The organism is Croceicoccus marinus (genome assembly GCF_001661675.2).
Lineage (GTDB): Bacteria > Pseudomonadota > Alphaproteobacteria > Sphingomonadales > Sphingomonadaceae > Croceicoccus > Croceicoccus marinus.
The window spans coordinates 18,609-43,231 of the sequence record NZ_CP019602.1; the positions used below are offsets into that span (position 1 = coordinate 18,609).

The window sequence follows — 24,623 nt, forward strand, 5'->3', positions numbered from 1 at the left end:
GAGCAACAAAGGACAGGATTATGGCTGGCGGTTGGTCGCGCGATGGCGCGGTGCAGGACCAGATCGACGATACGGTGAGCGACGCGGTGGCAAGCGCCCGCGCGCGCATGCCTGTGGGCGAGGGGCTGGAATATTGCCAGACATGCGGCGAGAAGATCCCGCAGAAGCGGCGCACCGCCCTGCCGGGCGTGCGAACCTGCGTGCCCTGTCAGTCGGCGAACGACCGAAGCGTGCGGCACAGCGCGATCAACCGACGCGGCAGCAAGGACAGCCAGCTGCGCTGATCGGCGCGCTGCAACGAAGCAGCGGATCAGGCGAGCGAGGGTGCCTTGCCCGACCCTTCATCGAACAGCGAAAGGATCGAGCGTGCCTGCGCCTGCTTGGTGAACTCGCGCCGCGCCTTGCGCATCGCGCCTTGCGACAGACGCTCGCGCTCGGTCTCGTCGGACAGGCGTACCATGGCGTCGGCCAGACCTTCGGTATCCTCGAAATCGACCAGCAGGCCGGTTTCGCCATCCTCGATCTGGTCGGCAGCACCGCCGCCGGGCGTGCGGATCGGGACCAGCCCGGTTGCCATACCCTCGACGATCACCAGCCCATATCCCTCCACCCGGCTGGGCAGGATGAAGGCGTCGCTGGCCCAGTAATAGCTGAGCACGTCGGTCTTGAACCCGTCGAAGCGGAACAGCGCGTGATCCGCCTCGGACTGAAAGGCGTAGTCGCGGATCTCCCGCTCCTCCTCGCCGCCGCCGCTGCCGACGAAGATCGTACGGACCGGACGGTCGAGCCTTGCGCTGGCCATGCGGGTCGCCTGCACCACCAGGTCGATGCCCTTGTTCCAGCTGAGTCGCCCGACCTGGAGGCAGATGAACTCGTCCTCGGCGATGTCCAGCTGTTCGCGGGCCGCGCGCCGCTGTTCGGGCGTGGGGGGGCGGAACCGGCCTTCGTCGATCGCGCCGACAACCTTGCGGACCCGCCGCGCGACCGGAGGGCATTCGGCCATGACCTGCTGGCGCGTCTCCTCGGACAGGACGACGATGGAATCGACCGCGAAGGCGGACACGATCGCTCGCGCCGGAAGCGACAGCGATGCGCGCGTGCGCCCCACGATATCCGCCTTTCCGGCATGGAACGAGGGGTGATAGGTCGCCAGCACCGGCACGCGGGCGAACAGCGACAGCAATCTGCCCCACAGGATCATGCCCAGCCCGTGCACGTTCACGCTGTCGACGGCGTTGCGCCGCATGAAGGCGCGGATTTCCCGCCAGTGCGCGAGCTTCGGCCTGCTGCCGAGGCCGGGTACGCACAGCACCTCGTCGCACAGCCTGTCGAGCTGTCCGACGCGTTCGGCGTCCGCCCCGGCCGCGGAAATGCGGCTGGTGACGAAATAGATCTTGCAGCCCTGTTCTTTCAGACCGGCGGCAAGCGTCATGCAATAGGAGAAGATCCCGTCATTGCAGTCGGTCTTGCACATCAGGAACATGACGTGCCGCGCGCTTTTCGCAGGCGCGGCGAAAACTGGTCCCGCGCCGGCCGGGCCGCGGGCATTTGCTAGGCTGCTCATGATGCAATCCAATGCCATCCGAACCTGCACGGCTCTCGGTATCCGCAGGTGTGGTGACCTGATTTTCCCGCAATATGCGTCCTTCGGCAACTGCGCTGTGCAGTTGCAGCATGGCAATTACGAGTGATGCCGATTTTAAAGGTTAATATTCAGAACGTTCGGGCCAGATGCGCATGGGCGATGGCGACCGCCAGGGCGTCCGCTGCGTCGGATCCGGCGATCGGAGCGCCCGGAAGCAGCACTTTCAGCATCGCCTGCACCTGATTCTTGTCGGCTCCACCGGTGCCCACGACGGACTTTTTGACCACCTTGGCGGAGTGTTCGTGCACTGCCAGTCCCGCCGCTCCGCAGGCGGCCAATACGGCGCCGCGGGCGTGTGCCAGCTTCAGCGTCGACTGGGGATTCTTGTTGACGAACACCTCTTCGGCGGCGGCGACGTCGGGGCGATAGGTGCGGATCACCTCGGCCACCGCGTGCTGCAGGGCGGCGAGGCGGAAGGACATCTCCTCCTTGCTGCCGGTCGGCACCTGCCCGTTGGCGATGTGGGAGAGGCGCGACCCGGTCTTGCGGATCACGCCCCAACCCGTGCAGGTCAGCGAGGGGTCGAGGCCCAGTACGATCATCGCGGGACGATCATGATGGAGAAGGGAGCGGTCAGGCCCCCAGCTTCTCCATCACCTCGTCGGGGACTTCGTAATTGCCCCAGACGGTCTGGACGTCGTCGTCGTCGTCCAGCGCGTCGACCAATTTGAACAGCGTGCCGGCGGTATCCTCGTCGACCTCGACGGTGATGTTGGGCTTCCATGCCAGCTTGACGTTCTCGGCCTCGCCCAGCGTCTTTTCAAGGTTGCCCGCGACCTCGTGCAGGGCTTCCATCTGGGTCCAGATGACGTGGCCATCCTCGCTCGATTCGACATCGTCGGCGCCCGCCTCGATCGCGGCTTCCAGCACCTTTTCCTCGTCGCCCGCATCGGCGGGATATTCGATCAGGCCCAGCCGCTCGAACCCGTGGGACACTGCGCCCGCGGTGCCCAGGTTGCCGCCGTTCTTGCTGAACGCGGTGCGCACATTGGTCGCGGTGCGGTTGCGATTGTCGGTCAGCGCCTCGACGATCAGGGCGACGCCGCCGGGGCCATAGCCCTCGTAGCGGATCTCCTCGTAATCGTCGCCTTCATTGGCCGATGCCTTGTCGATCGCGCGCTGGATATTGTCCTTGGGCATCGACTGGGCCTTGGCGTTGTTCACCGCCAGGCGCAGGCGCGGGTTCATGTCGGGATCGGGCGTGCCCATCTTGGCGGCGACGGTGATCTCGCGGCTCAGCTTCGAGAACATGGCGGAGCGCTTCTTGTCCTGAGCGCCCTTGCGATGCATGATATTCTTGAATTTCGAATGGCCGGCCATTGCCGCTCTCGTCCTCAGTCTTGTTCGGTGTGCTTTTCGGCTTCGGGCGCCCTTACAGCAGGGTGGCGGGGCAGGGCAAGCACCCGGATGACCGCGCCGCATCGCACGGACACGCGGCAGGCGCGGTTGACACAGGCGACATGTCCTACACAGGCTGTCACCCGGTGCGGGGGCGCGCGGATCCGCGGGTTTCGGCGCCCCGGTTGACACCATGGGGGGCGGGGAAGAATTCACGGGTTGAAAGAGCGTGCCAGTACGCCATAGGAGTCCCCCCCGGGGCATAGGGTAACGTGCGGGCGTAGGACAATAAAACAGCAGGAAGGCGCGCAGATGACCATCGGCCGGATCGACCACGTCAATATCAGCACCAGCGATCTTGCGGCGACGGTCGCCTTCTTTCGCGACATGCTGGGGCTGACCCCCGCGCCGCCGCCGGGGATGGACCCGGCGCTGAACAGCTGGATGGTCGACGATGCGGGCAATGCGCTGGTCCACGTCAACACGCGCGAAGCCGTCAGCGAGCCGGGCCCGATCAACCATGTCGCCTTTGCCTGCAGCGGCTATGACGACTATGCCGCCCGCCTGCGCAATGCGGGTCACGCGATCCGCGAGAGCGACCTGCGCGATATCGCGGGCGTGCGGCAGATCTTCGTGTTCGGGCCCGAGGGAACCCGGATCGAGCTGAATTTCAGGGAGCCGCCCGCGCCCTGAGGCGGGCATCGCTGCACGATCTAGCCGGCCCCGGCCTCTTCCCGGCCCCGGCCCCTTCCCGTCCCCGGCCCTCACCGGCCTCGGCGGGCGGGCCGGCCTAGCCGCATTTCACGAATACCACGCCGTCGCCCTCGATGGCGGTGCCGCCGATCGTGACCGGATCATAGGCGGCGTCCGTCGCCGGGCGCATGATGGCAAGGCCGTCGGGCCCGCGCGCCTCGATCGGCAGATCGTCCATCGGCTCGTCGAGGTCGATGCGCGGATAATTGCCCAGGATCACCAGCGCGCTGTCGTCATGGCGCGAGATGTTGCCCGTCAGCACCGTGCCGCCAGCGCCGGCCGCGATGCGGAAATCGGGATCGCCGCAATCGGCGTCCAGCCCCTTCGCGGTCCATGCGCCGGTCACATAGTCGCGGTCCAGCGCCGTTCCGCCCGCACGAGCGGGATCGCGGTCCGCCGCGGGGGGATCGACCGCCTCGATGCTTCGTGGGGTGAGCGTGCCGCGTCCTTCCATGCAGAAGCCTGCGTCGGCGATCGCGCCCGTCAGGCGGATATAGTCGCCGGGGCCGACATCGGCATTCGTGAAATTGACCGCCCAGACCTCGCCGCCCGGGGTGCGCAGGATCGCGCATTCGGTCCCGCTCTCGACGCGGCCCTCGACGGTGACGAGACTGGCTTCGGCTTGTCCGGCGGCGGGGCCGCCCGTGCGCGGCTGGGGCGGTTCGGACATCTCGCCCGTTTCCTGCGAGCATGAGGGAAGGAGAATGGCGGCGCACATCAGGGCAACATATCGCATGGTGAACCAACGTGCGGCTTGCCGAAGGTTCCGAAAACCGCGATCCGGGGGCTTCCTGGCATACCCGCAGGCAGCTGGTCGGCACGGCACGCGGCATCGTTCGCGGCACCGTTCGCGGGTCGGGCTTCACACAAGGTGGCACCACTTGCCCCGCTGACGCGTTGGACTGGCAGCATGGACAAACCGCTCTTCGAATTCGCCCCCTATCACATATTGATGGCCGGCTGCGGCCTGGTGATCATCGTCGCCTATTGGCTGCCGCGCTGGATATCGGGGAAGGAACCCGCCGCGTCGGGCCTGTTGATCATCGGCGGGCTGGCGGTGTTCGGGGTATTGCCCGGCGTGCCGCAGGTGTTCAGCCCGGTGAACCGGCCCGGTTTCTGGGAACTGGCATCCGAATTCGCGGTCATCATCGCGCTGTTCGGCACGGGGATACGGATCGACCGCATCACCGGAAAGGGGCTGTGGACGCCGACCGTGCGGCTGCTGGCCATCGCGATGCCGCTGTGCATGATCGCGGTCGCGGCCATCGGCGTCGGGGCCGGGCTGGCGCTGGGCAGCGCGATCCTGCTGGCCGCGGTGCTGGCGCCGACCGACCCGGTGCTGGCCGCCGACGTGCAGGTGGGCGCGCCGCTGAAGGGCAAGGAGCATCCGGTGCGCTTCGCGCTGACCGCGGAAGCCGGGCTGAACGACGGGCTGGCGTTTCCCTTCGTCTATCTGGCGATCATCGTCGTCACCATGGGCATGGACCTGTCCGCGTGGGGCTGGGAATGGCTGGGCTTCTATCTTGTCTACAAGATCGCGGTGGGGGTGATCGCGGGCGTGGTGGCGGGCAAGCTGCTGGGCGGGGCGCTGTTTTCCTTTCCGCGCAACAATCCGCTGGCCGAAACCGGGTCGGGCGTGATCGCGATGGCGGGCGTCCTGTTCACCTATGGCATGACCGAATTGTTCGAGGGTTACGGCTTCATCGCCGCCTTCGTCATGGGCGTGGTGCTGCGCCTGCAGGAGCATGAGCACGAGTTCCACGGACGGCTGCACAGTTTTTCCGAAGCGCTGGAGCATGCGGTGACCGCGATCCTGCTGGTGCTGCTGGGCGGGGCGATTCCCGACCTGCTGCCCTATCTGGGCTGGCGCGAGGCGATCATCGGCGCGGCCTTGATCTTCGTGATCCGCCCGGCGTTCGGCATGCTGTCGCTGCTGGGCACCAGCCTGAGCGTCAAGCAGCGCGGGGTGGTGGCGTTCTATGGCGTGCGCGGCATGGGGTCGATCTATTACCTGGCCTATGCGGCGGGGCAGATCGACCTGCAGGATTCGGGCCATCTGTGGGCGACGGTGACCTTTGCGATCGTGCTGTCGACGGTGGTCCACGGCTTCAGCGCCGGGTCGGTCGTCAGCGCCGCGACCGTCGAGGGCGGGGAGCGCGCGGAATAGGGGAGCGGGCGGAATAGGGCGGGCTTACCAGCCCCGGTCCCGGGCTTAGTCCTAGCCAAGATCCTCGACCAGCATGAAGCGTTCCCACACGATGTCCATGTCGGGCGAGAAACCGCCGGTCCGCTCGAAGTAGCGGCGGTGCCCCTCGCGCCAGGCGGCAAGGCTGTCGTCCTCGCCTTCGGCCAGCGCCATCTCCTCGGTCACCTGGGCGAAGGTGCAGCGGCGGACCTCGATCGTGCGGACGACCAGCGCGGGATCGCCCGACCAGTCGAGCACGATGTCGGTGCGGCCGGGGCGGGGCATCGCTTCGCCCTGCTCGAAATCGCGCAAGGCGCCGGTGCTGGCGGTCTTGCGGCCCTGGCGGACCAGCCCGATCAGATGTTCGCAAAGCGCGCGGCTGTCTCCGAGCACGAATGTCTCGGCATCGCCGTACCGCGCCTTCAGGCTCGCCAGGCTTTCGGGCATGGTTCGTCCCCCTTGCGGCCAGCCCTTGCGGCCAGCGCTTACAGCAGGCGCTGGAACCAGCTGACGTCGCGCCAGTCTTCCAGCTTCCAGCCGACTTCCTTGTAGGTGCCGATTTCCTCGAAGCCGAACGCGCGGTGCAGGGCGATGCTGGGCTCGTTGGGCAGCGCGATGCCGGCAAAGGCGGCGTGATAGCGTTCCTTCAGCATCGGCAGCAGCGCCGAATACAGCGCGCTGCCCACCCCGCGCCTTGCCATCGCGGGGTCGACATAGACCGCCACGTCGCAGGACGAGCTATAGGCGTCGCGCGTGCGGTGCGGGCTGGCATAGGCATAGCCGATCACCGCCATGCCGCGCACCGCGACCAGCCAGCCATAGGTGCCGCCCCAGGCGTTGATGCGCTTGAGCATCTCGCCCGCGCTGGGGGGCTGGGTTTCGAAGCTGATCCAGGTGTCGGTGACGAAGGGGGCGTAGATCGCGGCGCAGGCGGCGGCATCGTCCGCCCGCGCCCGCCTGATGCGGAAATCGGTCAAACTGCGATCAGTCCAGTACCACGGCGGTGCCCGACACGCTGACCATCAGCATGGAGCCGTTCTGGCCCAGCACCTCGTAATCGATGTCGACGCCGATCACCCCGTTGCCGCCCAGCGACAGCGCTTCCTGCCGCATTTCGGCGAGCGCTTCCTTGCGGGCGCGGGCCAGCACTTCCTCGTACTTGCCCGAACGTCCGCCGACGAGATCGGTGATCGAGGCGAAGATGTCGCGAAACAGGTTCGCGCCCACGATCACCTCGCCCGTGACGATGCCCAGGTAATCGCGCACCGCGCGCCCTTCGACGACAGCCGTGGTGGTGACCAGCATGCCGCCGCCGTCGCCTTGGTTGCTCCAGGGATTGGGCATCGTATCGCTCTCCTCTCGTATGGGCCTGTGGGGTGGTTCGGGCCGGTTCTAGCCTGACCGCCGCAGGTGGCAAGCCGTGTGCAAGCCCAGAAGAAAGCTGGCGGCGATCAGCCGATCCCGAGCGCGGCCTTGTACGTCTCGAGGATGAGTTCCATCTCGCGCCGGTCGTCGGCGTTCATCTTCCTGAGGCGCACGATCTGGCGCATGATCTTGACGTCGTAGCCGACCGCCTTCGCCTCGGCATAGACATCGCGGATATCGTCGGCGATGCCCTTCTTTTCCTCTTCGAGGCGTTCGACGCGCTCGATCAGAAGGCGCAGGCGATCGTCGGTGTTTTCGGCTTCGGCCATCGGGTCAGCTCCGGTGAGAATCAATCAGGGAATCGCGAAAGAGCGGCCTGATAGGCAGGGCGGCGCGCCGGGTGAAGATGCGGGGCGGCAAGTTATCCCCATGGCGTGGATAAGTGGCCGGCCCCCGCCCGAGGGGTCATGGAAGCGCGCTGCGGACCTGGTTGCGCGCGACGCTGTCTTCCATGCGGGCGATCTGGTCGTTCGTGGCGGGCGTCTGGCGGGTCGTCTTCCACTGGTCCATCGGCATGCCGTGGATCAGCTCGCGCGCCTCGTCCTTGTCGCCGGGATAGCCGGCGTCGCGGATCCAGTCGGCAAGGCAATTGCGGCAGAAGCCCGCCAGTCCCATCAGATCGATGTTCTGGGCATCGTGGCGGTGCTGCAGATGGCGGACTAGGCGGCGGAACGCAGCGGCGGCCACCTCGTCGGGCAGCTGGTCCAGCGGGTCGTGCGGGTTGGAATCGGCCATCGTCGTCACTCCGTTTGCGCATTTGTCGGGCAATTGCCCCTGACACGGCTTGCGCCATGCCATGCGTCTGAATAGGTCAGGCGCTGCATCACTCCCCATCCAGCTATCATCGGGCATCTATCTTGGCAAAGTTCGAACCGCGCGACCGCAAGGTCAAGATCCTCGCCACGCTGGGCCCTGCCAGCGCCAATCCCGACATGATCGCGCGGCTGCACCGCGCCGGCGCCGATGCGTTCCGCATCAACATGAGCCATGCGGACCACGAGACGCATGCCAAGACCTTTGCCGCGATCCGCGAGTACGAGGCGAAGATCGGGCAGCCGATCGGCATATTGTGCGACCTGCAGGGCCCCAAGCTGCGCGTCGGCAAGTTCGAGAACGGGCGCACCGTGATCCCGCACGGGCGCCATTTCACGCTGGACCGCAATCCCGAGCCGGGGAACGAGAACCGCGTCGAGCTGCCGCATCCCGAATTGTTCGGCCTTTTGCAAAAGGGGCAGCGCCTGTTGCTGGACGACGGCAAGCTGCGGCTGCGCGTGATCCGCGCGGACGAGAACGAGATATTGTGCAGCGCCGAGGTCGGCGGCGTGATCTCGGACCGCAAGGGCGTGAACGTGCCCGATGCCGAGGTGCCGATCCCCGCGCTGACCGACAAGGACCGCCGCGACCTGGCCTTTGCCATCCAGCAGAAGGCCGACTGGATCGGCCTGTCCTTCGTGCAGCGCCCCGAGGATCTGGCCGAGGCGCGCAAGCTGATGGGCGGATACGGCGCGCTGATGGCCAAGATCGAGAAGCCGCTGGCGGTGCGCCATCTGGACGAGATCCTGGAGATGTCGGACGGGCTGATGGTCGCGCGCGGCGATCTGGGCGTGGAATTGAATCCAGAGGAAGTGCCCCCGCTGCAGAAGCGCATCGTCCAGCAGGCGCGCAAGGCGGGCAAGCCCGTCGTCGTCGCCACGCAGATGCTGGAATCCATGATCGAGAGCCCCGCGCCGACCCGCGCCGAGGTGTCCGACGTGGCGAACGCGGTCTATGACGGCGCGGATGCGGTGATGCTGTCGGCGGAAACCGCGGCGGGCCAGTGGCCCGAGGAAGCGGTCACCATCATGCACCGCATCGCCAAGCAGGTCGAAAAGGACCCCGGCTATGACGAGCGGATCTCGCTGGGCCGGGTGACGCCCGATGCGACGACGTCGGACGCGCTGGCGGAGGCATGTGCCTCGATCTCGCGGGCGCTGAAGATCTCGGCGATCACGGTGTTCACCTCGTCCGGATCGTCGGCGCGCCGCGTGGCGCGCGAGCGGCCCAGGGTTCCGCTGCTGGTGCTGACGCCCTCGCTGATCACGGCGCGGCGCGTGGCGCTGCTCTGGGGCGCGCATGCGGTGCGGACCAAGGACATCGGCAGCTTCGAGGAAATGATCGGCAAGGGCAAGCGCATGGCGCTGCGCCACGGGTTCGGCGAAGCGGGCGCGCGGGTCATCGTGCTGGCGGGCGTGCCGTTCGGCAAGCCGGGCGCGACCAACCTGCTGCATGTCGTCACGCTGCAGGGCGACGAGCTGGCGCGGCACAAGAGCGAGACATCGGGCAAGTGACCGGCCCGGCGGTTTGCGATTGAAGTCGCCGCGTGTTTGAAAGGGCCAATCGCATAAGCGGGCCAATCGCTTGACGGGAATCGCGGCGCGCCGCATGGCGCGGCCATGACCACGCGCCTTTTCGTTTCCGACAATTCCGCCGCCGTCCACCCGCATGTGTGGGAAGCGATGCGCGCCGCCGATGCGCCCGACATGCCCTATGACGGCGATGCGCTGTCGCAGGGGCTGGACGCGCGCTTTTCCGCGCTGTTCGGGCGCGAATGCGCGGTGGTATGGGCGGGCACCGGCACGGCGGCCAATGCGCTGGCGCTGGCCTGCCTGACGCCGCCGTTCGGCGGGATCGTGTGCCATTACGACGCCCATGTCGAAGCCGACGAAGGCGGCGCGCCCGAATTCTTCACGCATGGCGCCAAGCTGATGCTGGCACAGGGCGAGGGCGCCAAGGTCACGCCCGAGACCATCGCGGCCGTCATCGACCCGATCCGCAACGACGTGCACCGTGTGCAGCCGGTGACCCTGGCGCTGACGCAGGCGACCGAGCAGGGGCGCGTCTATACGCCCGATGAGCTGGCGGCGCTGACAGCGTTTGCGCGCGAACGCGGCCTGCGGGTGCATCTGGACGGGGCGCGTTTCGCCAATGCGGTGGCACATCTGGGCTGCTCTGCGGCAGAGGCGGCGGCGGTGCAGGGGATCGACAGTCTGAGTTTCGGCTTCATCAAGAACGGCGGGATGGGGGCCGAGGCGTTGCTGCTGTTCGATACCGCGCTGGCCGACCAGTGCCGCCGCCGCCACAAGCGCGCGGGGCAGCTGCAGTCAAAGGGCCGCTACATGGCGGCGCAGCTGCATGCGATGCTGGACGACGACATCTGGCTTGAGAACGGCCGCGCCGCCAACCGCGCCGCGCGGATCGTGGCCGAAGCCGCGCCCGAACGCCTGCTGGATCAGGTCGATGCGAACGAGGTCTTCATGCGGCTCTCTTCCGACGAGCGGGAGGCTTTGCGCGCGCAGGGTTTCGCATTCTACGACTGGTCGGACACATCCGCGCGTTTCGTGACCGCATGGAACACCAGCGCCGAGGATGCGGGCGCGCTGGCGTCGGCGCTGTCCGCGCTGTGAGCCCCCCGCCGTCGGCGAATGGCGCGCAGGCCTCGCTGCTGAAGCGCTGGGGGCCGTTCGTCCTTGTCACGCTGATCTGGAGTTCGACCTGGCTGGTCATCAAGGACCAGATCGGGCTGGGCACGCCGGGCTGGTCGATCACCCTGCGCTTTGCCATCGCCACGATAGGCATGTTCCTGCTGTGCGCGGTCAGGGGCGACGGCTGGCGGCTGAAACCGGGGTGGCTGCCGGTCGTGGGACTGGGGGGGATCTGCCAGTTCACCGGCAATTTCCAGTTCGTCTACCGCGCAGAGCAATATCTGACGTCTGGCATCGTCGCGGTGTTCTTCGGCCTGCTGCTGGTGCCCAATGCGATCCTGTCGCGGCTGGTGCTGGGGCAGCGAAGTTCCAAGCGGTTCATCGTCGGATCGGGCATCGCGATCGCGGGCATCATGCTGCTGTTCGCGCATGAATACCGGACCGCCGGAGTGGACCGCGGGGTCGTCGCGGGGATCGTGCTGGCGACGCTGGCCATGCTGGCGGCTTCCATCGCCAATATCACGCAGGCGACGCCCGCCGCGCATCGCCAGCCGTTCCTGCCGATGCTGGCGTGGTCGATGGCGCTGGGCACGGTGATCGACGCGGCGCTGGCGCTGGGGATGGAAGGCTGGCCGGTGTGGCCCGATGGCTGGCGCTATTACGCGGGGGTCGGCTATCTCGCGATCATCGGGTCGGTCGCGACCTTTCCGCTCTATTTCGGGCTGGTGCGCACGATGGGGGCCGGGCAGGCGGCCTATGTCGGGGTGGCGGTGCCGCCGATCGCCATGCTGATCTCGACCCTGTTCGAAGGCTATCAGTGGAGCGTCATGGCCGCGGGCGGGGTGGCGCTGGCGATGGTCGGGCTGATCATCGCGATCCGCACACGCCCCAAGCCGCGCAGCACCAAGGGCGAGGCCGAACCGCCGCTATCCGCCGAGACCGCGATCCGCGAGGCTGGGCGGGTCGCTGGCCGCGAGGCCGGCCGAACCCCCGAGCGCGAGCCCTGATGCCAGATCGGCGGCGAGGCAGGCGGCCAGCCCCTCGCGGTAGGTGGGATAGAGCGGCTGCCATTCCAGCACGCGCTTTGCCTTGATATTCGCGACGCGCCGGTTCTCGGCATAGAAGCCGCGCGCCATGGGAGAGAGATCGACTTCTTCCAGGCTTTGCAGCGGCGGCGGGGCGGTGCCCAGCAGGCGGCAGGCTTCCTCGATCACATCGTTCTGCGGGCAGGGCAGGTCGTCGGACAGATTATAGGCACCGCGCGGCGCACGCTGCCTAAGCGCAAGGGCGACCCCCTCGGCGATGTCGCGGACATGGACGCGGCTGAACACCTGTCCCGGAATGTCGATGCGATTGGCGCGGCCTTCTCGCACGCGGTCCAATGCGCTGCGCCCCGGCCCGTATATGCCGGGCAGGCGGAATACCCGCGCGCCCAGCCCCAGCCATGCCCGGTCCGCCTCGCTGCGGGCCGAGCGCCTGCCGGTGCCGGTGGGCGCGGTTTCGTCGACCCAGGCCCCATCCGCATCGCCATAGACGCCGGTGGAGGAGAGATAGCCGGTCCAGCCGCCGAACTTCGCCAGGTCGCTGCCATAGGCGGTCAGCACCGGATCGCTGCCGCTCTGCCGGTCGGGCGGGACCGAGGACAGGACCGCGTCCGCCTTGCCGAGCGAAAAGCGCACCGCGTCGGTGTCGCCGAAGTCCAGCGTGCCGTCGCTGCCGGTCGCCTCTACCGCCCAGCCATGCGGTTCGAGCCGCGCCGCCAGATGTTTCGCCGTATAGCCGAGCCCGAAGATCAATAATCGCATCGCCCCTAGTTAGGGTGCCGGCGGCCCACCGCGTAGGGGCGGCCGCCCGATTGGCGATAAAATACGGCGGACGGGCGGCCGGATGGCACAATAGGGCTTGAGAAAACCGCCGCAAACCGCATCTATCACAACCATGGATATCGCCCGAAACCCCGCCAGCATTCCCGGCAACGCCAGCCTGGCCGATGCCGCCCCCGAACCCACCGCGCCCGACACGATCCGCCGCCTGGATTATCAGCCGCCGGCTTGGCTGGTGCCGGACATCGCGCTGGAATTCGATCTGGGGATCGAGTTGACCAAGGTGCGCGCGACGCTGACCGTGCGGCAGAACCCCGATGCCGCGCGCGACCAGACGCTGCATCTGTGCGGCGACAATCTTGCCGCCATGGACCTGCTGGTCGACGGCAATCCCGCCGAGGGGTGGAGCATGAGCGGGTCGAACCTGCTGCTGCCGCTGCCCGGCGACGCGCACGAGGTGACGATCGAGACGCATCTGCACCCGGCCACCAACAGCCAGCTGATGGGGCTGTATGCCTCGAACGGGATGCTGTGCACCCAGTGCGAGGCGGAAGGGTTCCGCCGCATCATGTTCTTTCCCGACCGGCCCGACGTGCTGTCGCGTTATACCGTGCGGATGAAGGGCGACCGGGGGGCGTTTCCGATCCTGCTGTCGAACGGCGACATGACCGCCAGCGGAGAAGACGAGGACGGCACGCACTGGGCCGAATGGACCGATCCGTGGCCCAAGCCGTCCTATCTGTTCGCGCTGGTCGCGGGCGACCTGGTGGCGCGCAGGGACGGCTTCACCACCATGGGCGGGCGCAAGGTGGACCTGGCCGTATGGGTGCGTCCGGGGGACGAGGACCGCACCGAACATGCGATGCGCAGCCTGATCAATTCGATGAAATGGGACGAGGAGGTGTTCGGCCGCGAATACGACCTCGATACCTTCAACATCGTGGCGGTGTCCGATTTCAACATGGGCGCGATGGAGAACAAGGGCCTCAATATCTTCAACACGCGCTATATCCTGGCCGATCCCGATACCGCCACCGATGGCGATTTCGACGCGGTCGAGGGCGTGGTGGGGCACGAGTATTTCCACAACTGGTCGGGCAACCGGGTGACCTGCCGCGACTGGTTCCAGCTGAGCCTGAAGGAAGGCTTCACCGTGCTGCGCGACCAGATGTTCAGCGCGGACATGGGGAGCGAGGCGGTCAAGCGGATCGAGGATGTGCGGATCCTGCGCGCGGCCCAGTTCCCCGAGGATTCGGGGCCGCTGGCGCACCCCATACGCCCCGATTCCTATCAGGAAATCAGCAATTTCTATACCGCGACCGTCTATAACAAGGGCGCGGAAGTCATTCGCATGATGCGCACCATGGCGGGGCCTGAGAAGTTCCGCCAGGGCAGCGACCTGTATTTTCAGCGCCATGACGGCGAGGCCGCCACCTGCGAGGATTTCGTCAAGGCGATGGAGGACGGCGCGGGGCTGGACCTGTCGCAGTTCCGCCTGTGGTACGAACAGGCGGGAACGCCGCGCGTCAATGTGGCGATGACCCATGATGCGGGAAGCGGCAAGGTCACGCTTGAGGTGAAGCAGCAGGTGCCCGCGACGCCGGGCCAGCCGGTCAAGAAGCCGATGCCGATCCCGCTGAAGATCGCCCTGTTCGATCGCGGCACCGGCACGCATGACGGCGAACGCACGCTGCAGATCACCAAGGCGAGCGAGACGTTCACTTTCGGCGGGTTCGCGCAGCCGCCGGTGCTGTCGGCCAATCGCGGCTTTTCAGCGCCGATCCAGCTTGAGACCGAGGCGAGCGACGCGGATCTGACATTCCTGGCCGCCAGCGACGACGACAGCTTCGCGCGGTACGAGGCGCTGCAGCAGCTGTTCACGCGCGAATTGCTGGGCGCGACCGACAGCGGCCCGAACGAGCCGCGCCGCGCCGCGATTGCCGAGGCGATGGGCGCGGTGATCGACGACACCGCCATCGACGACATGATGCGCGGCGAATTGCTGATGCTGCCCGCGATCAATTTCCTGATCGAGCTGGCCGCCCCCGCCGATCCGGTCGCCCTGCACGAGGCGCGCGAACGGCTGAAGGCCTATCTGGGCACGCGGCTGCGGGGCCGCCTGACCGCGCTGCATGACCGCGCATCGACGGTGGCATATTCGCTGGATGCCGCCAGCCGCGGCGCGCGCAAGGTAAAGACGCAGGCGCTGATCCTGCTGGCGGCCGCCGACCGGGCCGAGACCGCCCGCCGGGCCGAGGCGCAATATCGCGCGGCGGACAACATGACCGACCGGCAGGGCGCCCTGGCGGTGATGTCGGGGCTGGACGTGCCCGCGCGCGGCGAACTGCTGGCCGATTTCCACGCCCGCTATGCCGATAACGCACTGGTGATCGACAAATGGTTCGCCATTCAGGCAAGCGCGCTGCGCAGCGACGTGCTCGACGCGGTCGAAACGCTGGCAGGGCATGAAGATTTCACCATGAAGAACCCCAACCGGGTACGCGCGCTTTACATGACGATGGCGGGCAATCCGTTCGCGTTCCACGATGCCAGTGGGCGCGGATACCGGATGATCGCCGATCTGGTTTTGAAGCTGGACCCGATCAATCCGCAGACGGCGGCGCGCTTCGTGCCGTGGCTGGGCCGCTGGCGCAAGATCGAGCCGGTGCGCGCCGCGATGATGCGCGAGCAGCTGTCGCGCATCGCGGCGGCGCGCAGCCTGTCGAAGGACGTGCGCGAGCAGGTGACGAAAAGCCTGGATGCAAGCGCCTGATCCGATGGGGCCCGACGTCATCACCGCCGCGCCGCTGGCCGGGGTGCCGCACGGCTTCCTGGGCCGGCGCGGCGGGGTGTCGGGCGGGGCCTATGCCTCGCTGAATGTCGGGACCGGGTCGCCCGACGATCCTGGCCTTGTCGAACGCAACCGGCGCATCGCAGCGGACGCGGTTCTGGCGGGCGTACAGTTGGCGACGGTGTACCAGGTGCATTCGGCATCGTGCGTGCCTGTTTCCGAACCCTGGCCGCTGGACGAGCGGCCGCATGCCGATGCGATGGTGACCGACCGGCCCGGCGTGCTGGTGGGCATATTGACCGCCGATTGCGCACCGGTGCTGCTGGCCGACCGGCAGGCGGGCGTGGTGGGTGCGGCCCATGCGGGGTGGAAGGGCGCGATTGGCGGGGTGACCGACAATACCATCGCCGCGATGGAAGTGCTGGGCGCGGACCGCAGCCGCATCGCCGCCGCCATCGGCCCCTGCATCGCGCAGGCAAGCTATGAGGTGGATGAAGGCTTCCTCGTCCGTTTCTGTGAGGACGATCCGGCGAACGAACGCTTCTTCAAGCCCGGCAGGCCCGGTCACCAGCAATTCGACCTGGCCGGCTATGTCGCCGCGCGGCTGGCCGGCGCGGGCATCGGCACGGTGGCGATCACCGGGCAAGACACGCTGGCTGAGGAGGAGCGCTTCTTCTCGTACCGCCGCGCGGCCCTGGCGGGGGAGGCCAGCTATGGGCGGCAGATCAGCCTGATCGGAGTCGAGGGGTAGAGGCGGGTTTTGCGGGTTTCGGACCGAGAGCGGACTTTCCGGTTACGACCCGATTGCGGTCATCTGCGAAAACGTGAGAAAAGCTTCACGATGGTCAAATACATCTATTTGCAGCCCGATGAGCAAATGCCAGAAGTAGCTGACGAGGATGCGTGGCTTATCGTTGAAGCAAGCGATGATGGTCGCTTCTTTGGCTCCGGCTACGGTTTCAGGGCGTCGGGAGAGGGCGTGTTTTACGCCTCCTCAGCAGAGAGCGATGTTACTCTGGAGGCGGCACTCGCCACAGCGACAGAGTGGGCACGTGAGCGAGGTGTTCCGACAATCTGGGTTCAGACAAGTCCGGCCCTGTGAATGTCCGTTTCCCACCCCGAACTCGCCATCAACGGCACTCCGAGGGCCGCCAAAAGCTGTCTGGCAGCAAGCGACAACCTAGCGGACGTTAAGCCTAGCTTTAGTCAATGCATTGAAATAGGCCGCTCAATGGCTGCCAGCGGTTAAGTCGTGAGCGGGGGTCTTATGGGTGTAGGTTTCTTTATTTTCGCCTCCTTCGGGGCCACATTTCTCGTCAGCAGTCTTGTCCATGCCTTTCTATCCCAAATGCGATTGAAAGTTATCGTGGCGGCAGCGTTGCTTCCTTGCATCGTGCTGTTCACCACAGGTGGAGGGCCATGGAACCTGTACACCATTTTGTTTGGTGTCAGTGTCGTCGGCTCGGCAATTGGTGCGACAGCCGCTGCGAGTCTAAGGGGAATTCAGAACCGACTGGGCTGGTGATTGCGCCAATCTGGGAATGTCCGCTAACCACGACATTCCCGTCAATCCAGCTGACCAGCCGTCGCGTCATAAGCGGACGTCGCCAAACCCCGCGTCGGTCATTCCCGCGAAAGCGGGAATCCGGCGAGGCATGGCGGTAATGCGCTTTGGATCCCCGCCTGCGCGGGAATGACGTATGTGACAAACGGCGGCGAAAGCGGTCTGCCCCCCTACAGCCCCGCGTATAATGCCAGCATCTGCGCCCAAGCCTTCTCCGCCTCTGCCTGGTCATAGGCGGGGCTGTCGAGCACGGTCCAGCCGTGGTCGGCGGGATAGACGATCACCTCGATCGGCGCGCCGATCGCGGCAGCGGCTTCGCGCAGGGCCTGCTTGGCTTCGGGCTGCTTGGCGTCGTCGTCCTGCGAGATAGCGGCGAGGTAGGAGGTGCCCGGCTGCATCATGCGGTGCGGGCTCTGCGGGGAATCGGTGACCAGCCCGCCGCCATGCATCGATGCGGCGGCCCTGACCCGGCCGGGCACGGCGGCGGCGGCGTAGAAGGTCCACGAACCGGTCATGCAATGCCCGTTCGCGCCGATGCCGCGCGCGGTGTCCACCGCCTCCTGCGCGTCGAGCCAGGCGACATAGGCCCTGGCGTCCTGCATCACCGCGTCCGGCGTGTTCTGTTCGCGCCAGGGACCGACCTTCGAGAAACCCTCCAGGTTCATGAAGGCGGCGAAATCGGCGAATTGCTGGCCGCTGACCGAGCGGTAGTATGGATTGGGGTGCAGCACCGCATAGCCTTCGCCCGCCAGCCTTTCGGCCATCTGCTGCGAGGCGGGGCGCACGCCCGCGATGTCGGGCCACATGATGATGCCGGGATGCGTGCCCTGCGCGGGGTGATAGAAGGTCGCGTCGGCGGTTCCGGCGGCGGTCGGGATCGACACCTGCGAGCGCACCACGCCCGAACCGGTCGCGGCGGCATCCTGCGCGCCCGCCCCCTCGGTCGCCGCCGCGCAGCCCGCCAGCAGCGCCGCGCCGCCCATGGCGCCAAAGCTGCGCCGGTTCATCGCGCCAGCATTCATCGCGCCGGAGTTCATCGCGCCCTTGTTCTTCGCCATTTCGGCAAGCTGGCGTTGGTCGCACATCGGCATTCTCCTCACACGTCCCGTCGGGGTGCGAGGATAGGCGCAGATGGGCCGGAAACAACCGCTGTTTCGCAAGTGCCCCGATGGGCAGGGCTTCGGTTGTTTTCAGCGCCGTGTCAGCGCGGCTTCGCTTTCGTCCAGCAGGCTGGCGATGATGTCGGCGACGGGTTCTTCCTTTTTCACCATGCCGACCGACTGGCCCGCCATCAGCGAGCCATTCTCGATGTCGCCGTCGATCACCGCGCGGCGCAAGGCGCCCGCCCAGTAATGCTCGATCTGCAATTGGGCTTCGGACATGGCGATGCCTTCGCCGTCGAGGAGGCCTGCGACTTCGCGCTGCTTGGTGGTGAACGCCTCGGTGCCCTTGTTCTTCAGCGCGCGGACCGGGATCACCGGCAGGCGCGCATCGACCTGCACGCTGGCGACCGCGTCGCGCGCACCGGCGCGGAAGAACGCCTTCTTGAAATCGGGATGCGCGATGCTTTCGGTCGCCGCGGCGAAACGCGTGCCCAGCTGCACGCCGACTGCGCCCATTTCCAGATAGCCCGCGATCGCCTCGCCCCGCCCGATGCCGCCTGCGACGAACACCAGATGGTCGGCGGACAGTTCGGGCAGGAATTCCTGCGCCAGCACGCTGGTCGAGACGGGGCCGATATGGCCGCCTGCCTCCATCCCCTCGATCACCATGGCGTCGGCGCCCGAACGCAGCAGCTTCTTCGCCAGCGCCAGCGTGGGGGCGAAGCAGATGACCTTGGCGCCGCCGTTCCGTGAATTTCCGGCCTTGATCGCCTCGACGCTGCCCTTGGGGGGCAGGCCGCCCGCCAGCACGACATGCGTCACCGCGTGCTTCGCGCAAACATCGATCAGGTCCATGATCTGCGGGTGCATGGTGATGAGGTTCACGCCGAAGGGCTTGTCGGTCATGCTCCGGGTGGCCGCGATCTCGGCATCCAGCAGCTCGGGCGTCATCGCTCCGCAGGCGATCACGCCGAAGCCGCCCGCGTTCGAAATGGCGGATACCAGGTTGCGTTCGGACACCCAGCTCATCGCGCCGCACATGATCGCGTGTTCGCTGCCGAGGAATTCGGCGCCGCGCGCCATCAGCGCGTGGGTCTTGGGGTGGCTGGTCATGTCGTCGATGCGTCCTGGGTAAGATGGCGTTGCGGGGCTTTAGGCAGCGGGCGCGATCACGGCAAGAGCGGGCAGGCAGTTCTGTGGGCAGGGGGCTGTGAGCCGGGGCCACTGGGGGGCAGGTGAACGGGCCCAGGGGAACGGGCCCAAGGATACGGGCCCAAGGGGGGACGGGAACGACGACCGGCGGGCTGCGTAGGGTGGGCAGGGGCCGTCATCGACCGGCCCGTTCCAATCGAAAGGGGGCGCGGCATGGACATGCTATTCGGCGAGGATCTGGGCGCGGCGGTGCTGCGCGGGTTGGTGCTGGGCGCGTTCGCGCTGATGTGGGTCGTGCTGCTGGTGCGCATACTGGGGCTGCGCAGCTTTTCGAAGATGACCAATTTCGATTTCGTGATGACCATCGCGATGGGCTCGCTGATCGCCTCGGCCTCGCAGTCCGAGAATATCCTGCCGTTTCTGCAGGGGCTGGCCGCGATGGTGTCGCTGTTCGCGGTGCAATGGACCGCCGCGCGCCTGCGCAAGTCGTCGGACAAGGTGGAGGCCGCGATCAGCAACACGCCGCTGGTTCTGATGCGCAACGGCGAATATTGCGAAGAGGCGCTGAAGGCCACCCGCGTCAGCCGCAACGACCTTGTCGCCAAGCTGCGCGAGGCGAATGTGATGGATTTTTCCGAAGTGCGCGCGGTCGTGCTGGAAACGACCGGCGACATCTCGGTCCTGCACGGCGACCATCTGAACGAATCGCTGCTGAAGGGAGTTGCGCGTGGACCGGACTAGGTGGCCTGACCAGGAGACCTGACTGGGGCCCGGATCGCGGCGTATCGGGAACGATGCGCGTGGCGGCCCATTGGACAGGCAGACACTCTCGATCCAATGCGGAGAAACATCATGTACGGCTGGGCCTTCCTGTTCGCCATCGTCGCGCTGGTCGCGGCCATCTTCGGCTTTAGCGGCGTCGCCGGTACGCTGGCCAATATCGCGCTGATCATCTTCCTGATCGCCCTGGTGGCGACGGCGGTGTTCTTCTTCATGGGCTGGAAGGCGGCGAAGGCGGTCGACCGCAAGCTCTAGATCACCCGGTCCTCCGGCGCGCCCTTGCAGCCGCTGGCGATGACGTACCATTCGCTGCTGTCCTTGCGGCTGGCGGGCGGCTTGGCGTGCTTGACCGTGGCGAAGTGCTTTTTCAGGATGCTGAGCAGCGCGGTATCGGTGCCGCCAGCAAACACCTTGGCGACGAAGGTGCCGCCTTCGGCCAGGGTGCGGATCGCGAAATCGGCGGCGGCCTCGACCAGGCCCATGGTGCGCAGATGGTCGGTCTGCTTGTGGCCCACCGTGTTCGCCGCCATGTCGGACAGCACCAGGTCGGGCGCTTCGCCCAGCGCGTCCATCAGCGCGTCCGGCGCCTTGTCGTCCATGAAATCCATCTGGAAGATCGTGACGCCCGGAATCGGATCGACTTCCAGCAGGTCGATGCCGACGATTTTTGCCTGCGGACTTTTCTTCGCCACCAGCTGCGCCCAGCCGCCCGGCGCGATGCCCAGGTCGACGACGGCGCGCGTGCCCTTCAGCAGGCCGAATTTCTCGTCCAGTTCGGCCAGCTTGAACGCGGCGCGGCTGCGGTATCCCTCGGCCTTGGCCTTGGCGACATAGGGGTCGTTCAATTGCCGCGCCAGCCAGCGTGCGCTGCTGGCGGTGCGCTTCTTGTTGCTTTTCAGCTTCTGACGGTCGCTTCCCGATCTGCTCATCGCCCGGCCCTAGAGCGGTTGTTCGCGCGGCGATAGGGGGCGTGCCAGCGAACCCGAATGCGCGTGGGTGCCGCCCATCAGCGATCGCAGGATCCCCTCGCGGATGCCGCGGTCGGCCACGCCCAGCCGCGTCGCGGGCCACAGGTCCAGGATCGTTTCCAGTATCGCGCAGCCCGCCACCACCAGCTCGGCGCGGTCGTGGCCGATGCAGGGCAGTTCGGCGCGCTGGCCGAAATCCATGGTCGACAGATCGCTGGCGATCCCGCGCATCGCCTGCGCCGGAACGATCAGCCCGTCGACCGCCTGCCGGTCGTATTGTTCAAGCCCCAGATGCACGCTGGCCAGGGTGGTGACCGTGCCGCTGGTGCCCAGCAGGCGGGGGCCGTTCTCGTCCTCTTGCCGGGGGATGGTGCGGAAGGGTTCCAGCCGGCGCGAGAACTGGCGAAAGCTGTCCGCCACCTTGCGCCGCATGTCGCGGTAGCGGGCAAGGCGCTGCGCATCGTCCTCGCCCTCCTGTGCGGGGAAACTCTCGGTCAGCGAGACGACGCCCCAGGGCACCGATTGCCAGTCGAGGATGCGGGGAACGACATCGCCGGTCTCGATCAGCACCAGCTCGGTCGATCCGCCGCCGATGTCGAAGATCATCGCGGGGCCTTCGCCGCGTTCCAGCAGCACATGGCAGCCCAGCACCGCCAGCCGCGCCTCTTCCTGAGCGCTGATGACGTCGAGCACGATGCCGGTTTCCTCGCGCACGCGGTCGATGAAATCCTGCCCGTTGGACGCGCGTCGGCACGCCTCGGTCGCGACGCTGCGCGCGAGGTGGACGTTGCGGCGCCGCAGTTTCTGCGAGCAGACCTTCAGGGCGCCCAGCGCCCGCTCCATCGCCTCGTCCGACAGGCGGCCGCTTTGGGCCAGCCCCTCGCCAAGGCGCACGACGCGGCTGAACGCGTCGATCACCATGAAGTTCTCCCCCTGCGCGCGGGCGATCAGCAGGCGGCAGTTGTTGGTGCCGAGGTCGATCGCTGCATACGCCTGCCGCGATGCGGTCGAGGGGGGGGCAGGCTTGTCGGGATGGCCGTCGGGGCGCCGCGGCGCCGTAGCGCCGTCGTCACCGGAACGCCTTTCGGGTGGGTGTTTGCCGTTCTTGCGGGATGGAGCGCGGCCAGCCGGCCTGCCATCCGAGTTCTTTACGCCGGCAGCGGGACCCGATCTGCCCTTGCGGGCCTCTCTGTCCGGATCGGCGTGAGCACGGCGACGACCGCGCGATGAGCGCCGATCCCCGTCATGCGATGCCGGCGGAAGCGATTCCGCCATGTTTTCAACTTTCCAAATTCACATCGACCGCGCCGGACCTGTGGCGCGGGGGACCTGCCGGTGATGCTAACGGCCGCGATGCACGCTGGCAAGCGCGCTGGGGCGAGAGCATGGCGCGCCGGATCGTTCGGCGGTCGGGCACCTCCATCCCGTCACCGCCGGGGCGCAGACCAGAAAGCCGGTTGACCCGCGCCCCGCCCCGCGCTAATGGCGCGCCCCTCACCCAGCGTGATGCCCCGTCGTCTAATGGTAAGACTACGGACTCTGACTCCGTCAATCGAGGTTCGAATCCTCGCGGGGCATCCATCTCCCCCTACCAGACCCCTGCCCGCGCCAGTCGTCATTCGCAGCCGTTCGGCGCGTCTGGACGATGGATCGGCTTGCGGCTGCGTGGTAAGCGCCGTCCATCACTCAGAACATAGCGGATGGGGAACCCGATGGCCGACCATAGACTCGAAACGATGACCGTGCATGCCGGGTGCGAGCCCGATCCCACGACCAATGCGCGGATCACGCCGATCTATCAGACGGCAAGCTATGTCTTCGACAGCGCCGAGCATGCCGCCGACCTGTTCGCGTTGAAGCAGTTCGGGAACATCTATTCGCGCATCATGAACCCCACCAATGATGCGCTGGAAGGCAAGATCGCCGCGCTGGAAGGCGGTGTCGGCGCGCTGGGCGTGGCGAGCGGGCATGCGGCGCAGCTTGTCGCATTCCACACGCTGATGGAGCCGGGCTGCAACATCGTCGCAGCGCGCAGGCTGTATGGCGGATCGCTCAACCAGATGGGCGAGGCATTTCGCAAGTTCGGCTGGGAAACCCGCTTCGTCGATGTCGACGAGCCGGAGAACGTGCGCGCGGCGATGGACGACAAGACCCGCTGCGTCTTCATCGAAAGCCTGGCCAATCCGGGCGGCGTCGTTACCGACATCGCGGCCATCGCCGACATCGCGCATGACGGCGGCGTGCCGCTGATCGTCGACAACACCATGGCGACCCCGATGCTGTGCCGCCCGTTCGAGCACGGCGCGGATATCGTCACCCATTCGACCACCAAGTTCCTGAACGGCCACGGCAATGCGGTGGGCGGGGTGATCGTCGATTCGGGCAGGTTCGACTGGAAGGCGCAAGCCGGCAAGTTCCCCAGCCTGACGCAGCCGAACGGGTCCTATCATGGCGCGGTGCTGGTCGATGCGCTGGAACCGGTGGGGCCGGTCGCCTTCATCATCGCCTGCCGCGTGCTGGGCCTGCGCGATCTTGGGCCGGCGCTGGCGCCGCAGAACGCATGGCTGGCGCTGACCGGCATGGAAACGCTGGCGCTGCGGATGGAGCGGCACTGCGCCAATGCGCTGGCGGTCGCCCAGTGGCTCGAGCGGCACCAGAAGATCGAATGGGTGTCCTATGCCGGGCTCGAGGGCAATCGCTACAAGCCGCTGGCCGACAAATATCTGGGCGGCAAGGGCGGGGCGGTGTTCACCTTTGGCGTCAAGGGCGGGTTCGAGGCGGGCGTCAAGCTGGTCTCCAGCCTCAAGCTGTTCAGCCATCTTGCCAATATCGGCGACACGCGCTCGCTGATCATCCACCCGGCATCGACCACGCACAGCCAGCTTGAGGGCGAGGAGCTGATCGCGGCGGGCGCGGGGCCCGATGTCGTTCGGATCTCGGTGGGGATCGAGCATGTTGGCGACATCATCGCCGACCTGGAGGAAGGGCTCAAAGGCATCTGATCGCGGCTGCGGCGGGGCGCAAGTGCGGACCGGGCTTGGCGGTGCGCTTCGCCGCGAGGAACGTCGGGGCGGTATCGCGCGGGTGGCGAGATCGTGCAGATCCGGTCGGTCCACAAGTCGGCCGGATCGCCGATCGAGACGGCCAGCCCCATCGGCCATGTCTTCGAGCAGGATGGGTCGCCCGTTCGGCGCGGGCCAACCGAACGGATCGCCCGTGATCTTCATCTGCGATACGGCCGCTGAAGAAGTCGCGCGCATCATCATTGTGGGCGCATTGGCGCCGGCGATCTTCCGGGACCCCGCAAATAGCGCGCCGGGCGGCGACCGACCGCGCGCGATCAGCGGCGCTGGCGTTCCATAAGCTCGACCAGCTCGTTGAACTTGGCGCGCTGCTGCCCCTCGTCGCCCGAGGCGATGGCCTCGGCGACGCAGCTGGCGGCATGGTCCTTGAGCACTTCGCTCTCAACCTTGGCGAGGGCGGATTTCACCGCCTGCATCTGGGTGAGGATGTCCATGCAATAGCGGCCTTCCTCGATCATCTTGCCGATGCCGCGCACCTGTCCCGCGATGCGGTTGAGGCGCTTCACCTTGGCGTCGATATTGGTGTCGCAGGTCATGGAAGCCCTCTTGCTA

At 67.0% G+C, this 24,623-nt stretch carries 28 protein-coding genes and 1 tRNA gene; 14 read left to right on the forward strand and 15 right to left on the reverse strand.

The window, feature by feature from the left end:
- The first annotated feature begins 20 nt into the window (after nt 1–20).
- The gene (locus A9D14_RS00105) at nt 21–284 is read left to right on the forward strand and encodes a DksA/TraR family C4-type zinc finger protein (RefSeq protein WP_066841914.1); all 264 of its coding nucleotides are present in this window, start codon (nt 21–23) and stop codon (nt 282–284) included.
- A gap of 26 nt (nt 285–310) precedes the next feature.
- Here the strand turns inward: A9D14_RS00105 and A9D14_RS00110 are convergent, their stop codons facing one another.
- From A9D14_RS00110 to A9D14_RS00120, 3 genes are all read right to left on the reverse strand, one after another.
- Complete coding sequence (locus tag A9D14_RS00110) at nt 311–1,564, reverse strand: glycosyltransferase family 4 protein (RefSeq protein WP_198302025.1); 1,254 nt, start codon at nt 1,562–1,564, stop codon at nt 311–313.
- A 149-nt stretch (nt 1,565–1,713) separates the two neighbouring features.
- Entirely contained in the window at nt 1,714–2,187 is a 474-nt protein-coding gene (gene ruvC, locus A9D14_RS00115) for a crossover junction endodeoxyribonuclease RuvC (protein WP_066841918.1), read from the reverse strand.
- Nucleotides 2,188–2,218: 31 nt separating this feature from the next.
- Entirely contained in the window at nt 2,219–2,965 is a 747-nt protein-coding gene (locus A9D14_RS00120; protein ID WP_066841921.1) for a YebC/PmpR family DNA-binding transcriptional regulator, read from the reverse strand.
- 330 nt (nt 2,966–3,295) lie between these two features.
- On the opposite strand from A9D14_RS00120, the gene A9D14_RS00125 reads away from it, so the two are divergent.
- Nucleotides 3,296–3,676 carry a VOC family protein gene (locus A9D14_RS00125; protein WP_066841923.1) on the forward strand — a complete coding sequence of 127 codons (381 nt, stop codon included), beginning with the start codon at nt 3,296–3,298 and terminating at the stop codon, nt 3,674–3,676.
- Between the two features lie 97 nt (nt 3,677–3,773).
- On the opposite strand, the gene A9D14_RS00130 is transcribed toward A9D14_RS00125, so the two are convergent.
- Nucleotides 3,774–4,406: a DUF5818 domain-containing protein gene (locus tag A9D14_RS00130; protein ID WP_232468632.1), complete on the reverse strand. Its 633-nt coding sequence runs from the start codon at nt 4,404–4,406 to the stop codon at nt 3,774–3,776.
- 240 nt (nt 4,407–4,646) lie between these two features.
- Between A9D14_RS00130 and A9D14_RS00135 the strand changes: the two genes are divergently transcribed.
- Nucleotides 4,647–5,903 (forward strand): cation:proton antiporter, encoded by a 1,257-nt coding sequence (locus A9D14_RS00135; RefSeq protein ID WP_066841926.1) that lies wholly within the window; start codon nt 4,647–4,649, stop codon nt 5,901–5,903.
- Between the two features lie 51 nt (nt 5,904–5,954).
- On the opposite strand, the gene A9D14_RS00140 is transcribed toward A9D14_RS00135, so the two are convergent.
- The 5 genes from A9D14_RS00140 to A9D14_RS00160 all read right to left on the reverse strand — a co-directional run bounded on the left by A9D14_RS00140 (nt 5,955) and on the right by A9D14_RS00160 (nt 8,081).
- Complete coding sequence (locus tag A9D14_RS00140) at nt 5,955–6,368, reverse strand: ASCH domain-containing protein (RefSeq protein ID WP_066841927.1); 414 nt, start codon at nt 6,366–6,368, stop codon at nt 5,955–5,957.
- Between the two features lie 38 nt (nt 6,369–6,406).
- Nucleotides 6,407–6,898, reverse strand: a complete 492-nt coding sequence (locus tag A9D14_RS00145) for a GNAT family N-acetyltransferase (protein ID WP_066841928.1) — start codon at nt 6,896–6,898, stop codon at nt 6,407–6,409.
- 7 nt (nt 6,899–6,905) lie between these two features.
- Complete coding sequence (locus A9D14_RS00150) at nt 6,906–7,226, reverse strand: heavy metal-binding domain-containing protein (RefSeq protein WP_066847749.1); 321 nt, start codon at nt 7,224–7,226, stop codon at nt 6,906–6,908.
- A gap of 146 nt (nt 7,227–7,372) precedes the next feature.
- A complete protein-coding gene (locus A9D14_RS00155; RefSeq protein WP_066841930.1) occupies nt 7,373–7,615 on the reverse strand; it encodes a DUF2312 domain-containing protein in 243 nt (80 codons plus the stop codon).
- Between the two features lie 136 nt (nt 7,616–7,751).
- Nucleotides 7,752–8,081 (reverse strand): DUF1244 domain-containing protein, encoded by a 330-nt coding sequence (locus A9D14_RS00160; RefSeq protein ID WP_066841933.1) that lies wholly within the window; start codon nt 8,079–8,081, stop codon nt 7,752–7,754.
- Nucleotides 8,082–8,203: 122 nt separating this feature from the next.
- Between A9D14_RS00160 and pyk the strand changes: the two genes are divergently transcribed.
- The 3 genes from pyk (at nt 8,204) to A9D14_RS00175 (ending at nt 11,814) form a co-directional block, all read left to right on the forward strand.
- Entirely contained in the window at nt 8,204–9,673 is a 1,470-nt protein-coding gene (pyk, locus tag A9D14_RS00165) for a pyruvate kinase (RefSeq protein WP_066841935.1), read from the forward strand.
- 105 nt (nt 9,674–9,778) lie between these two features.
- Nucleotides 9,779–10,789, forward strand: a complete 1,011-nt coding sequence (locus A9D14_RS00170; protein ID WP_066841936.1) for a threonine aldolase family protein — start codon at nt 9,779–9,781, stop codon at nt 10,787–10,789.
- Nucleotides 10,786–11,814, forward strand: a complete 1,029-nt coding sequence (locus A9D14_RS00175; protein WP_066841938.1) for a DMT family transporter — start codon at nt 10,786–10,788, stop codon at nt 11,812–11,814. Before A9D14_RS00170 ends, A9D14_RS00175 begins: the two co-directional genes overlap by 4 nt.
- Here the strand turns inward: A9D14_RS00175 and A9D14_RS00180 are convergent.
- Complete coding sequence (locus tag A9D14_RS00180; RefSeq protein ID WP_232468634.1) at nt 11,734–12,612, reverse strand: Rossmann-fold NAD(P)-binding domain-containing protein; 879 nt, start codon at nt 12,610–12,612, stop codon at nt 11,734–11,736. The two genes, A9D14_RS00175 and A9D14_RS00180, sit on opposite strands and share 81 nt — an antisense overlap.
- Before the next feature lie 133 nt (nt 12,613–12,745).
- Between A9D14_RS00180 and pepN the strand changes: the two genes are divergently transcribed.
- The 4 genes from pepN (at nt 12,746) to A9D14_RS19225 (ending at nt 16,946) form a co-directional block, all read left to right on the forward strand.
- Entirely contained in the window at nt 12,746–15,403 is a 2,658-nt protein-coding gene (gene pepN, locus A9D14_RS00185) for an aminopeptidase N (protein ID WP_066841942.1), read from the forward strand.
- The gene (gene pgeF / locus A9D14_RS00190) at nt 15,390–16,172 is read left to right on the forward strand and encodes a peptidoglycan editing factor PgeF (protein ID WP_083987446.1); all 783 of its coding nucleotides are present in this window, start codon (nt 15,390–15,392) and stop codon (nt 16,170–16,172) included. The genes pepN and pgeF overlap by 14 nt, the downstream gene beginning before the upstream one ends.
- 90 nt (nt 16,173–16,262) lie before the next feature.
- Nucleotides 16,263–16,523, forward strand: a complete 261-nt coding sequence (locus tag A9D14_RS00195; RefSeq protein ID WP_066841947.1) for a hypothetical protein — start codon at nt 16,263–16,265, stop codon at nt 16,521–16,523.
- A 165-nt stretch (nt 16,524–16,688) separates the two neighbouring features.
- Entirely contained in the window at nt 16,689–16,946 is a 258-nt protein-coding gene (locus A9D14_RS19225) for a hypothetical protein (protein WP_157668082.1), read from the forward strand.
- A gap of 209 nt (nt 16,947–17,155) precedes the next feature.
- Here the strand turns inward: A9D14_RS19225 and A9D14_RS00200 are convergent, their stop codons facing one another.
- Nucleotides 17,156–18,070 carry a dienelactone hydrolase family protein gene (locus tag A9D14_RS00200; RefSeq protein WP_083987448.1) on the reverse strand — a complete coding sequence of 305 codons (915 nt, stop codon included), beginning with the start codon at nt 18,068–18,070 and terminating at the stop codon, nt 17,156–17,158.
- Between the two features lie 105 nt (nt 18,071–18,175).
- The gene (locus A9D14_RS00205; RefSeq protein WP_066841948.1) at nt 18,176–19,201 is read right to left on the reverse strand and encodes an NAD(P)H-dependent flavin oxidoreductase; all 1,026 of its coding nucleotides are present in this window, start codon (nt 19,199–19,201) and stop codon (nt 18,176–18,178) included.
- A 252-nt stretch (nt 19,202–19,453) separates the two neighbouring features.
- Between A9D14_RS00205 and A9D14_RS00210 the strand changes: the two genes are divergently transcribed.
- Together A9D14_RS00210 and A9D14_RS00215 are read left to right on the forward strand one after the other, a co-directional pair.
- Entirely contained in the window at nt 19,454–19,981 is a 528-nt protein-coding gene (locus A9D14_RS00210; protein ID WP_232468636.1) for a DUF421 domain-containing protein, read from the forward strand.
- A 111-nt stretch (nt 19,982–20,092) separates the two neighbouring features.
- Nucleotides 20,093–20,275: a DUF1328 domain-containing protein gene (locus tag A9D14_RS00215; protein ID WP_066841951.1), complete on the forward strand. Its 183-nt coding sequence runs from the start codon at nt 20,093–20,095 to the stop codon at nt 20,273–20,275.
- Here the strand turns inward: A9D14_RS00215 and A9D14_RS00220 are convergent.
- Both A9D14_RS00220 and A9D14_RS00225 read right to left on the reverse strand, forming a co-directional pair.
- Entirely contained in the window at nt 20,272–20,949 is a 678-nt protein-coding gene (locus tag A9D14_RS00220) for an RlmE family RNA methyltransferase (RefSeq protein WP_066841953.1), read from the reverse strand. The genes A9D14_RS00215 and A9D14_RS00220 overlap by 4 nt on opposite strands.
- 9 nt (nt 20,950–20,958) lie before the next feature.
- Entirely contained in the window at nt 20,959–22,263 is a 1,305-nt protein-coding gene (locus A9D14_RS00225) for a Ppx/GppA phosphatase family protein (protein ID WP_066841955.1), read from the reverse strand.
- A 232-nt stretch (nt 22,264–22,495) separates the two neighbouring features.
- Here A9D14_RS00225 and A9D14_RS00230 point away from each other — a divergent pair.
- Both A9D14_RS00230 and A9D14_RS00235 read left to right on the forward strand, forming a co-directional pair.
- Nucleotides 22,496–22,569, forward strand: a tRNA-Gln gene (locus A9D14_RS00230).
- Nucleotides 22,570–22,700: 131 nt separating this feature from the next.
- Nucleotides 22,701–23,990, forward strand: a complete 1,290-nt coding sequence (locus tag A9D14_RS00235) for an O-acetylhomoserine aminocarboxypropyltransferase (RefSeq protein ID WP_066847772.1) — start codon at nt 22,701–22,703, stop codon at nt 23,988–23,990.
- A 338-nt stretch (nt 23,991–24,328) separates the two neighbouring features.
- Here the strand turns inward: A9D14_RS00235 and A9D14_RS00245 are convergent, their stop codons facing one another.
- Nucleotides 24,329–24,607, reverse strand: a complete 279-nt coding sequence (locus A9D14_RS00245; protein WP_066841959.1) for a metal-sensitive transcriptional regulator — start codon at nt 24,605–24,607, stop codon at nt 24,329–24,331.
- Between the last annotated feature and the right edge of the window lie 16 nt (nt 24,608–24,623).